This window comes from Micromonospora sp. NPDC052213 (genome assembly GCF_040679695.1).
GTDB lineage: Bacteria > Actinomycetota > Actinomycetes > Mycobacteriales > Micromonosporaceae > Micromonospora.
The window spans coordinates 23308-29588 of record NZ_JBFAVI010000076.1 but is presented as its reverse complement, the minus strand read 5'-3'; the positions used below and the strand labels follow the sequence as shown (position 1 = coordinate 29588).

Sequence of the window (6281 nt, the reverse complement as noted above, 5' to 3'; positions counted from 1 at the left end):
GGTCGGCGGCGTCCACGGGGAGACTTCAGCGCGACGACGGAACGTGCACGGAGGCGGCGTGGACAGGTCCGGCCGGGTGGGCACAGAGTTGGGCGAGCTGGGCGACGACCTTCTCGGGGGCGTCGTACGGGTCGAGGCCGCTGACCTCCATCGGGTCCAGCGCGGGCACCGCCACGTGCGAGACCAGCGGGTGCAGCGGCCGGGTGTCGACCTCCCCGGTGCCGAAGAGGTCCTCGTGCAGCTTCTCGCCGGGCCGCAGCCCCGTGTAGACGATCGGCACGTTGCTGTCCGCCTGCTCGGCCATCTGCCGCGCCAGGTCGGCGATGCGGACCGGCTCGCCCATGTCCAGCACCAGCGCCTCCCCGTCCCGGCCGATCTCGGCGGCCTGCAACACCAGGTGCACCGCCTCCTGCACCGTCATCAGGTAGCGGGTCACCTCGGGATGCGTGACGGTGAGCGGTCGGCCCAGCTCGATCTGCCGTTGGAACGCCGTCACCACCGAACCGCGGCTGCTCAACACGTTGCCGAAGCGGACGCTGAGGAAGGTGCCGGGAAAGCGGGAGGCGGCGTGCGCGGTCAGCCGTTCGGTGATCCGCTTCGAGTAGCCGAGGACGCTGATCGGGTCGGCCGCCTTGTCGGTGGAGATGTTGACGAACCGGGCGACGTCGCGGCAGGCGTCGAGCACGGAGAGCGTGCCCCAGACGTTCGTCTTCACCGCCTCGCCGGGGTGCCGCTGGAGCAGCGTGAGATGCTTCAGCGCGGCGGCGTGGAAGATGACCTCCGGCCGGCGCTCGCGGATGATCCGTCGGATCCCCTCGTCGTCCCGAAGGTCGGCGAGGATCAGCTCGGGACCGTCCAGCAGGGCCCGGCCGGCCAGTGACATCTGGAGGGCGTGCAGGGCCGACTCGTCGCGGTCGAGCATCATCAGTTCGCCCGGGTCCGCCTTCATCACCTGCCGGCACAGCTCCGAGCCGATGGAGCCGCCGGCGCCGGTGACCAGGATCCGTCGGCCGGTGAGCCCGCTGGTGCTCATCGGTATGTCGGCCACCACCTGCCGGCGCCCGAGCAGGTCGCCGATCTGCACGTCGCGGACGTCGGTGACGGTGATCCGGTGGTCGACGAGGTCCCGCACGGGGGGCAGCACCTTGAACGCCGCCCCGGTCTGCAGCGTGGCCTCCCGGATCTGCCGGATCAGCGCGGCGTCGGCGTTCGCGACGGAGAAGATCACGGTCGTCGCGCCGGTACGCCGGACGGCCTCCGGGACGTCCCGCCGGCCGCCGAGCACGCGTACTCCGCCGATGCGCAGGTCCCGCTTGTCGGGGTCGTCGTCGAGGGCGCCCACGGGCCGGTACCGTCCGCGCGGGTCGCTGAGCATGGCCCGCAGCAGCCCCTGCCCGGCGTCGCCGAGCCCGAACAGCAGCACCGGGTTCGAGGACCGGACGTCCGGTCGCATGGCGAGGTCGCGGCGATGCCGGTAGGTGAACCGGGCGGCGAGCATGAACAGCAGCGCCAGGGCGCCCCCGACCAGCGGGGCGCTCGCCGGCACCGGCCGCACGCCGGCCGGGAGCAGCCCGACCAGCAGGATCGCGGCGGTGGTGGCCGCGGTGCCGGCGACCCCCTGCACCTCCTGGAGGCTGCCCAGCGGGTGGCGTCCGGAGTAGATCCGGCGCACCGCCGCGACGGCCACGTGCACGGCGGCGGCGAGGGCGCCGCAGGCGACGGCACGCGCGAGCTGGTCGGGCGTCAGGTCGAACTCGTAACGGAACCAGACCGCGGCGACGAACCCGCAGACCCAGGCGGTGCTGTCGGTGGCGAGAAATCCGATGGTCCGGCGGCGCGCCCTGGACCGGTGTGGCCCCTGCTCGCTGAGTCGGGTCGTCTCTGTCTCCGGCGGCATCTGTGCTCCCTGTCCGTCTCCGACCGCTTCCGCCGCAGGGCGGAAAGAGCTTTGGGCTCATTTACTTGATACATGCCCGAATGCGATGTTTGGGAGCTTTCAGGCTTGATGACCGAATTTTGGCCCGAGGGGTCGAGACCGGGTCGGTTCAACGGGCGGGTACGCCCTTGACGACGACCCCGTCCGGCACGTCCCGGACGACGCAGGCGCCAGCCCCGACGGTGCTGTGCCGGCCCACCCGCAGGCCCTGCAACACGGCTGCGGTCGTGCCGACGAGCACCCCCTCCGCCAGGTGGCAGTCGCCGGAGACGGCGGCGAGTGGGTTGACCGACACGAAGTCGGCGAGGGTGCAGTCGTGGCCGACGGTGGCGTTCTGGTTGAGGTGCACGTGCCGGCCGACGGTGACGTTCGTGGTGACGCGGGCCCCGGCGAAGGCGACGAAACCGGGACCGTGCACGGTGTCCGGCCCGATCGTCGCCGCCGGGTGCACGAGGCTCGCCGCCGGCACGCCGTACGCGTCGACGCGTCCCGCGACGGCCCGCCGGACGCGCGGGTCGCCGATGCCGATGACATGGTGCGTTTCCGGGGGTGCGTCGCGCAGCCAGGCGACTCCGCCGAGGTAGGGGACGTCGAGCCGCTGTACCCGCTTCAGGTTCTCCTCGGACGGGCGGTCGTCGACGAACCCGAGGAGGCGCCAGCGCGGCCGGCCGGCTGCGGCCTCCGCCGCCCGGGCGATCGTCAGGACCTCCCGGCCGTGGCCACCGCAGCCGACGACCACCAGGGGAGTCGTCACGCCGTCGACGCCCCCGCCCGCACCGTCAGGAACTCGTCCACGGCGGCGAGGACGTGGCCGATCTGCGCCTCGTCGAGGACGCTGCCGCTCGGCAGGGCCAGCCCGTCGGCGAACAACCGCTCCGCCGCGCCGGTGACGAGACGCTCGGCGGCGGCGTACGCCGGTTGCAGGTGCATCGGTTTCCAGACCGGTCGGGTCTCGACGTCCCGCAGGGCCAGGTGGGCCGCCAGGTCGGCGGCCCGCCACCCGGACCGCTCCGGATCGACCACGATGGTCGTCAGCCAGCAGTTGGAGCCCGCGTCCTCCATGCCGAGCAGGCGTACGCCGGGGACCGGGGCGAAGAGCTTGGCGTACCGGTCGCGGAGCTGCCGGCGCCGGGCGATCATCCCGTCCAGCCTGACGAGCTGGGCCCGGCCGAGCGCGGCGAGCAGGTTGCTCAGCCGGTAGTTGTAGCCCGTCTCGCGGTGTTCGTAGTGCGGCGTCGGTTCGCGGGCCTGGGTTGCGAGGTGACGGGCCCGGGCCAGCAGGGCCGTGTCGTCGGAGACGAGCATGCCGCCGCCCGACGTGGTCATGATCTTGTTGCCGTTGAAGGAGAGGATGCCCGCCTGGCCGAAGGAGCCGGCGGGCCGGCCGCGATGGGTGGCGCCGAGGGCCTCGGCGGCGTCTTCGACGATCGGGACGCCCGCCGCGTCGCAGGCCGGCAGCAGCGCGGTGTAGTCGACGCAGCTGCCGAAGAGGTCCACCGGGACGACCGCCCCGACCCGCTGGCCCCGGAAGGTCAGGTTTCGGATCAGCTCGGCGACGAGGGCGACGTCGACGTTGCCGGTGTGCGGGTCGCAGTCGACGAAGACCGGTCGGGCGCCGGTGTACCGGACCGCGTTCGCGGTCGCCACGAACGTCAGCGTCGGCACGATGACGGCGTCCCCGGGCCCGACTCCCACCCCGAGCAGCGCCAGGTGCAGCGCGGCCGTTCCGGAACTCACGGCGACGGCCCCGCGGGTCCCCACCCGCGCGGCGACCTCGCACTCGAACGCGTCGAGGTCCGGCCCCACGGGCGCGACCCAGCCGGACCGCAGGGCCGCGACGACGTACGACTCCTCCAGCGGCCCGACGTCGGGCGGGGACAGATGGATGGTGCGGCTCATCGGCCACCTCCGGCGGGAACGGTCAGGTTGGTCTCCCGGCCCGGCACGGCGGGAACGAGCGAGGGCGTGCCGAGGAACTCCGGCGCGGTGGCGGAGCCCGCCGCGGAGATCCCCTCGCGGCGCAGCACGGTGCGGACGGTCGCGGCGAGGATCGACAGGTCCAGCCGCAGGCTGCGGTGGTCGACGTACCAGACGTCAAGGTCCAGCTTCTCCTCCCAACTCAGGCTGTTGCGTCCCCGTACCTGGGCCAGCCCGGTGATGCCCGGCCGGACCTCGTGCCGGCGGGCCTGGGTGGGGGAGTAGCGCGGCAGGTACTGGGTGAGCAGGGGACGGGGGCCGACCAGGCTCATGTCGCCGCGCAGCACGTTCCACAGCGTCGGCAGCTCGTCCAGGCTGGTGGAGCGCAGAAAGCGCCCCAGCGGCGTCAGCCGGTCCCCGTCGCGCACCCGTCCCCGCCGCGGATCGGGCGGGAGCATGGTGCGGAACTTGACCAGCTCGAACACCTGGCCGTGCCGGCCGGCGCGCGGCTGCCGGAACAGCACCGGCCGGCCGAGCCCCGCGGCCACCAGCGCCGCCACCACGAGGACGAGCGGCGCGGTCAGCACCAGGAGCACCACGGCTGCCGCCAGGTCGATGGCCCGCTTGAGGCCCTCCGGTCGGGCCCGCTCCGCCAGATCCCCCGGGGCGTTCACGGAACCATGCACGGTGTCGACCTCCAAGCCAATCGAGTCATATGGACCAGAGAGGTTGTATCAGGCATGAAAGCGTCAAGAGGGCAGAATCGCCCCACTAGGTTCTGATCCCGACAGGTCAACCGCCCAACCGTCCGTCAGGACTCGGCCGGCTACCAAGACGTGACCTTCCATCCGGACCGACCGGCAGTAGAGTGCTCGACCGTCGACAGGGCGAGGGGGAGGGCCGTGCTGCACCTGAGGGTGATCGCTCCACCGGACCAGTCCGCCGCGGTGGCCGAGCTGCTGGCCGCCGACCCCGGGGTGACCCATCTGGCCGTGCTCGCCGGCGCCGCCCGCCAGCCCGAGGGTGACCTCATCCTCTGCGACGTGGTCCGGGAGAGCGCCGACGGCGTGCTGCGCGACCTGCGGCAGCTCGGCGTGGAGGCGCGCGGGGCCGTCGCGGCCGACGACGTGGAACTGGCCATCTCGGCGGCGGCCGACCGGGCGGCCCGGACGGCGCCCGGCAGCGGCGCGGACGCGGTGGTCTGGGACGAGATCGCCGCCAAGACCGGCGAGCAGACCGAACTGTCCGCCACCTACCTCGTGCTGATCACCGTCGCCACCATGCTCGCCGGCATCGGTGTCCTGCTCGACCAGCCGATCCTCATCGTCGGCGCGATGGTCGTCGGCCCCGAGTTCGGCCCCCTGGCCGCGCTCTGCGTGGCGCTGCTGCGCCGCAGGCTGCCGGTCATCGCCCGGTCGGTGCAGGCGCTGGTGGTCGGTTTCCTCGTCGCCATGGTGGTCACCGTGCTCAGCACCTGGGCGCTGACCGCCGCCGGCCTGGTCGACCGCGGGATGCTGTTGGCCGATCGCCCGCTCACGGACTTCATCTGGCGGCCGGACGCGCTCTCCTGGGTGGTCGGCCTGCTCGCCGGTGTGGCCGGCATGCTCTCGCTGACCTCGAAGAAGTCCGGCAGCCTGGTCGGGGTGCTGATCTCGGTGACCACGGTGCCGGCCGCCGCGAACGTGGCCGTCGCCGCCGCGTACGGCGTCTGGCACGAGGCGGCCGGCTCGGCCCTCCAGTTGGTGATCAACCTCTGCGCGATCGTGCTCGCCGGCCTGGTCACGCTGGTGGTGCAGCAGTCGTGGTGGTGGTACCTGGCCCGGCGCGGCCCCGGGCACCGGCCCGGCCTTGCCCGTCGCTGACCCCCGTCAGGGCCCCTCGTCACCGCCGTCCAGCCGGCGGGTGAGCAGCGTTCGCAGCGGGATGGACTCGCCGTCCCGGCCACCCGCGCCGACGACCAGCGGCGGCGGGCTGGGCTGCGGCTCGGCCCCGAGCAGCCGGGCGCGCAGGCCACCCGACACGGTCAGCAGGTGGAACCGCCCGTCCACGTCGACCGCCCGGGTCCGGGCCCGGTCGACGTACCAGCCGCGCAGCCGCGTCCGGTAACGGCCGCGACCGTCGTAGGCCCGGGCCGTGAGCCGTTCCGTGGGCAGCCCGCGCCGGGTCGCCTCGGCGACGAACCAGGCCACGAGCTCCGCCGCCTCCGCCTGCTCGGCCGCCCGGCGCCGCTCGTCGGCCGCCGCGTGCGCCCGCACCGCCCGTCGCTGCCGCTCCCGCCACTCCAGGCCGTCGCCCTCGTCCACGACCGCGACGGTACGCCGCGCCGCCCGCCCCCGGGTACCTGTGGCGCCCGCGCCGCCCGCCCCGGTACCGGTTGCTTCCGCGCCGTCCGCTGATCTCGGGCAGCGGTCGCCACCGGCTGCCCCCG

Annotated in this window: 6 protein-coding genes; 1 reads left to right on the top strand and 5 read right to left on the bottom strand. The window is 73.7% G+C overall.

Annotated elements, in window-relative coordinates; all coding sequences use genetic code 11:
• Positions 1 to 25 precede the first annotated feature (25 nt).
• From AB0L34_RS19285 to AB0L34_RS19270, 4 genes are all read right to left on the bottom strand, one after another.
• Positions 26 to 1897: a polysaccharide biosynthesis protein gene (locus AB0L34_RS19285; protein WP_363705716.1), complete on the bottom strand. Its 1872-nt coding sequence runs from the start codon at positions 1895 to 1897 to the stop codon at positions 26 to 28.
• Between the two features lie 148 nt (positions 1898 to 2045).
• Positions 2046 to 2690 carry an acetyltransferase gene (locus AB0L34_RS19280; RefSeq protein ID WP_363705715.1) on the bottom strand — a complete coding sequence of 215 codons (645 nt, stop codon included), beginning with the start codon at positions 2688 to 2690 and terminating at the stop codon, positions 2046 to 2048.
• Positions 2687 to 3835: an aminotransferase class I/II-fold pyridoxal phosphate-dependent enzyme gene (locus AB0L34_RS19275; protein WP_363705714.1), complete on the bottom strand. Its 1149-nt coding sequence runs from the start codon at positions 3833 to 3835 to the stop codon at positions 2687 to 2689. Before AB0L34_RS19275 ends, AB0L34_RS19280 begins: the two co-directional genes overlap by 4 nt.
• Entirely contained in the window at positions 3832 to 4539 is a 708-nt protein-coding gene (locus AB0L34_RS19270) for a sugar transferase (RefSeq protein WP_363705713.1), read from the bottom strand. Before AB0L34_RS19270 ends, AB0L34_RS19275 begins: the two co-directional genes overlap by 4 nt.
• A 216-nt stretch (positions 4540 to 4755) precedes the next feature.
• Here AB0L34_RS19270 and AB0L34_RS19265 point away from each other — a divergent pair, with 216 nt between their 5' ends.
• Positions 4756 to 5715 (top strand): DUF389 domain-containing protein, encoded by a 960-nt coding sequence (locus tag AB0L34_RS19265; RefSeq protein ID WP_363705712.1) that lies wholly within the window; start codon positions 4756 to 4758, stop codon positions 5713 to 5715.
• Between the two features lie 6 nt (positions 5716 to 5721).
• Here AB0L34_RS19265 and AB0L34_RS19260 read toward each other — a convergent pair whose 3' ends face one another.
• A complete protein-coding gene (locus AB0L34_RS19260; RefSeq protein WP_363705711.1) occupies positions 5722 to 6156 on the bottom strand; it encodes a hypothetical protein in 435 nt (144 codons plus the stop codon).
• Positions 6157 to 6281 lie beyond the last annotated feature (125 nt).

Coding starts and splice junctions, on each gene's coding strand:
- AB0L34_RS19285 (WP_363705716.1), bottom strand. CDS start 1,897: ATGCCGCCGGAGACAGAGACGACCCGACTCAGCGAGCAGGGGCCACAC.
- AB0L34_RS19275 (WP_363705714.1), bottom strand. CDS start 3,835: ATGAGCCGCACCATCCATCTGTCCCCGCCCGACGTCGGGCCGCTGGAG.